The 3,397-nt window shown below is 63.9% G+C and carries 2 protein-coding genes and 2 pseudogenes; 2 read left to right on the top strand and 2 right to left on the bottom strand.

The features are described 5' to 3' along the window. On the top strand, window positions 1–260 hold a 260-nt coding region (locus DBR20_RS22420), incomplete at its 5' end, for a hypothetical protein (protein ID WP_219927842.1). A gap of 330 nt (window positions 261–590) precedes the next feature. On the opposite strand, the pseudogene DBR20_RS21235 reads toward DBR20_RS22420, so the two are convergent. Further along, window positions 591–950, bottom strand: a pseudogene (locus tag DBR20_RS21235) (dephospho-CoA kinase); the annotation flags it as partial. A gap of 328 nt (window positions 951–1,278) precedes the next feature. Between DBR20_RS21235 and DBR20_RS21230 the strand changes: the two are divergent. Next, window positions 1,279–3,075 carry a DUF885 domain-containing protein gene (locus DBR20_RS21230; protein ID WP_108268280.1) on the top strand — a complete coding sequence of 599 codons (1,797 nt, stop codon included), beginning with the start codon at window positions 1,279–1,281 and terminating at the stop codon, window positions 3,073–3,075. Between the two features lie 82 nt (window positions 3,076–3,157). On the opposite strand, the pseudogene DBR20_RS21225 reads toward DBR20_RS21230, so the two are convergent. Next, window positions 3,158–3,397: pseudogene (locus DBR20_RS21225) on the bottom strand (hypothetical protein); the annotation flags it as partial.

Below are 3,397 nucleotides of genomic sequence, written 5' to 3'. Positions count from 1 at the left end.
TCGACTTCGATTCGTTGAGTCTGGACGCGGTTGCGCTATCGGTTGAGGATCGCGAATGCAGGTTGACATTCGTCAATCGTTACGACCCGTCATCTTTCGCCCCCGTTGTGATCCTGTTTTCCAGCGTAACTTCATGTGTAGTTAAATTGAGCGCTTTGGTTGGTGTGAGAGCGCGTACTGGTGGTAGTGCGGGATTTTATGATGATAGGGTCAGGTTCTATTTTGGGAATAATTTCATTGAGATTGTGTCGGATTCGTGACTATTGTTTTCGAAGATCTTTTGACTGGCTTGGTCGCATCTTTGTCTGCCCGTTGCGTTGATTCAAATGATGGTTTTTGAGTGTCATCTTGGCGCGGTTTCGACCGTGCTAGATGTTCTTCCGAGCTCATTTGGCGGTTCATGTGCCGAAGTTGAGCGTTTGCGCAGGCTTGTCTGCTGGAACCAGCGCAGTACATTGCTGCCTGCCAAAGCAGTTCCGTCCTCGCAGTAACGTTCACTCCATGCTGCGGCGGTAGATCATTGAGATAGAGGCGGGAATCGACCGCGATCAGGTGCAGGTCGTAGAGCATGCACTTTTCAGCTGGTGTGGTTATTGATGGGGACTGTGTGTTAGCGCTAGTGCCATTCGTCTATACCGCGCGTGCAGCGCTTCCACCTGCGCCTGCAGGTCATCCGAATGGCCTTCGTTGACCACCACGTCATCGGCCAGTGCCTAGCGCTGTGTGCGGCTGGCCTGGGCGGTAATCATCTGGTCGGCCAGGGCCACATCGATGCCGTCGCGCTGCATCAATCGCGGGTGCTGCACGGCCTCGGGCGCATCGACCAGCAGGATCCGGTCCAGCCACGCATACACCTGGCGGCCGCCGACCTCGGTCAAAAGCGGAATCGCCGCCAGCGCCTAGGGGCTGGCGGCCTCCTTGCATTGCTGCTGCATCAAGCGCCGGATCGCCGAATGCTCTACCTAGATGGCGTGGACCGGGCCGGCGACCTTCTGATCTATGCAGAAGGGCTTGGTGACCGTCTGGGGTATGACGGGTTGATTCAACGGCCGAAGGCAAAAGATGCCAGTGCGGCCGTCATTGCCAATGCCGGAGAGCGCTGCAGCTGATCGATAGCTCCTGCCCCGGTAGAGGCCAACCTTGGTTGGCCCCTTGAAAGCTGCCCCCCAAGGTGGGCAGCTACCAGAGCGGTTGCCTGCCCCAGGCCGTGACTTCCCGCCGATTGTCGCCACCGCCATGAGCGCGTAGGGTGCGGTCAACCCTGTCCTGGAGTGCTCCATGAAGCCGATCGCGCTTGCCATCGCCCTGGCCCTGACCGCGGCCCCACTGCTGTCGGCCCCACCGGCCCTGGCCGCACCGGCCGCCAAGGCCTCTACGCCGGCCAGCCCGGCCTGGGTCGCGCGCAGCAACGCGCTTGCGCAGATCCTGCTGGATGCCCAGGGCCCGTTCCAGCCCGAGGAAACCGGCTTCTTCGGCGTGCCCGGCTACGACGACAAGGTCGCCGACCTCGGCCCGGACAATGACAAGCGCTATCGCGCCGCGATGGCCAAAGCCCGCGACGAGCTGAAGGCCAAGCTGGCGAGCGAGAAGGATCCCAACGTCCGCCAGGACCTGGAGATCATGATCGCCGCCGCCAACCAGAACATCGAAGGCAGCGAGCTCAACCAGAAGTACCTGCTGCCGTGGCGCGATGCGCCGCAGAGCGTGTTCAGCGGCCTCAACCTGCTGCTGTCCGACCAGGTGCCGGCCGAGCGCCGGGCCAAGGCGGTCGATCGCCTCAAGGCATACGCGGGCCTGCAGCCGGGTGGCACCGCGTTCACTACGCTGGCCCGTCAGCGCTACGAAGAGCGTCTGAAGGACAGCACGCTGCTGCAGCCGACGAAGATCGAAGTGCAGCAGTCTCTGGACAACGTCGAGACCTACATCACCGGTATCGAGTCGCTGCTGAAGAAGTACCAGGTTGCTGGTGCCGACGAGGCGATGAAGGCGCTTGCCGCACAGATGAAGGAATACGCCGCATGGACCCGCAAGGAGGTGCTGCCGAAGGCACGTGCCGATGCGCGCCTGCCGGCCCCGCTGTACGCGTATCAGCTCAAGCAGGTCGGTATTGATATCGACCCGAAGCTGCTGATGCAGCGCGCGCAGCTGGAGTTCATGGAAACGCGCTCGGCGATGCGCCAGCTGGCACCGCTGGTGGTGAAAGAGAAGGGCCTGAAGGTCAGTGACCCCAGCGACCCGGTGGCGGTGATCCGCGCGCTGAAGGGCGAGAAGATCGCCGATGACCAGCTTGAAGGCCATTACCGCAAGGTGATCGATGCCATCGATCCGCTGATCCGCGAACATCGCATTGTCGATGTGCCGCAGCGTGCGATGCAGATGCGCCTGGGCTCGGCCGCCGAAAGCGCTGCCAGCCCGGCACCGCATTTCCTGCCTGCGCCGCTGGTCAACAACACCGGGCAGCAGGGCACCTTCGTGCTGCCGCTGGGCAACCCGGCGGCCGGTGCCGGCGCGCAGTACGACGACTTCAACTTCGGTTCGGCGGCGTGGACACTGAGCGCGCATGAAGGCCGCCCGGGCCACGAACTGCAGTTCACCGCGATGGTCGAGCGTGGCGTGTCGCTGGCGCGCACGATGTTCGCGTTCAATTCGGTGAACGTGGAAGGCTGGGCGCTGTACGCCGAAGCGGAGATGGTGCCGTACGAGCCGCTGGACGGGCAGATGATCGCGCTGCAGTTCCGCCTGCTGCGTGCCGCCCGCGCGATGCTGGACCCGATGCTCAATCTTGGCCTGACCGACCGTGCCAACGGCGAGCGCGTGCTGATCGAGCAGGTGGGTCTGTCCAAGGCGATGGCCACCCAGGAACTGGACCGCTACATGGTGCGCATGCCGGGCCAGGCGGGCAGCTACTTCTACGGCTACACCCGCATCCTCGAACTGCGCATGCAGACCGAGCTGGCACTGGGCGCGAAGTTCGACCGTCTGGCGTTCAACAACTTCCTGCTCGACCAGGGCCTGTTGCCGCCGGACCAGCTGGCCGAAGCGGTGAACCAGGTGTTCGTGCCGAAGTACCGGTAGCGCCGGGCCACGCCCGGCGAGCGCAGCGGAAGGGAAGAGACGCCGGGCATGGCCCGGCGCTACCCGCGGTGACCCGTGCGGGTCACCGCTGCGGTTGCGGGGTGATCGTCTGCGTCGGCAGGCGTGCCGGCGGCGCCGGATTAGGCACCCAGATCGCCACGCCGGCCGCGCGTTTCTGCGTGGTCGGTATGCCGATGCCCACGCCGCCGCCGACGTGCGAACCGTAACTGCCGGCACCCACCGACATGCCGACCGGTGAGCCGCTGCTGCCCACGCCCATCAGGATCACGCCGTTGGCACCGAGCGCAGCCGCTTCGCGCTT

It is taken from the genome of Stenotrophomonas sp. HMWF023 (assembly GCF_003060985.1).
GTDB lineage: Bacteria > Pseudomonadota > Gammaproteobacteria > Xanthomonadales > Xanthomonadaceae > Stenotrophomonas > Stenotrophomonas lactitubi.
This window is presented reverse-complemented; position numbering and strand designations above follow the sequence as displayed.

Bases quoted from the DNA above. Each gene is read 5' to 3' on its own strand.
- DBR20_RS21230 (WP_108268280.1), top strand. From the start codon at position 1,279: ATGAAGCCGATCGCGCTTGCCATCGCCCTGGCCCTGACCGCGGCCCCA.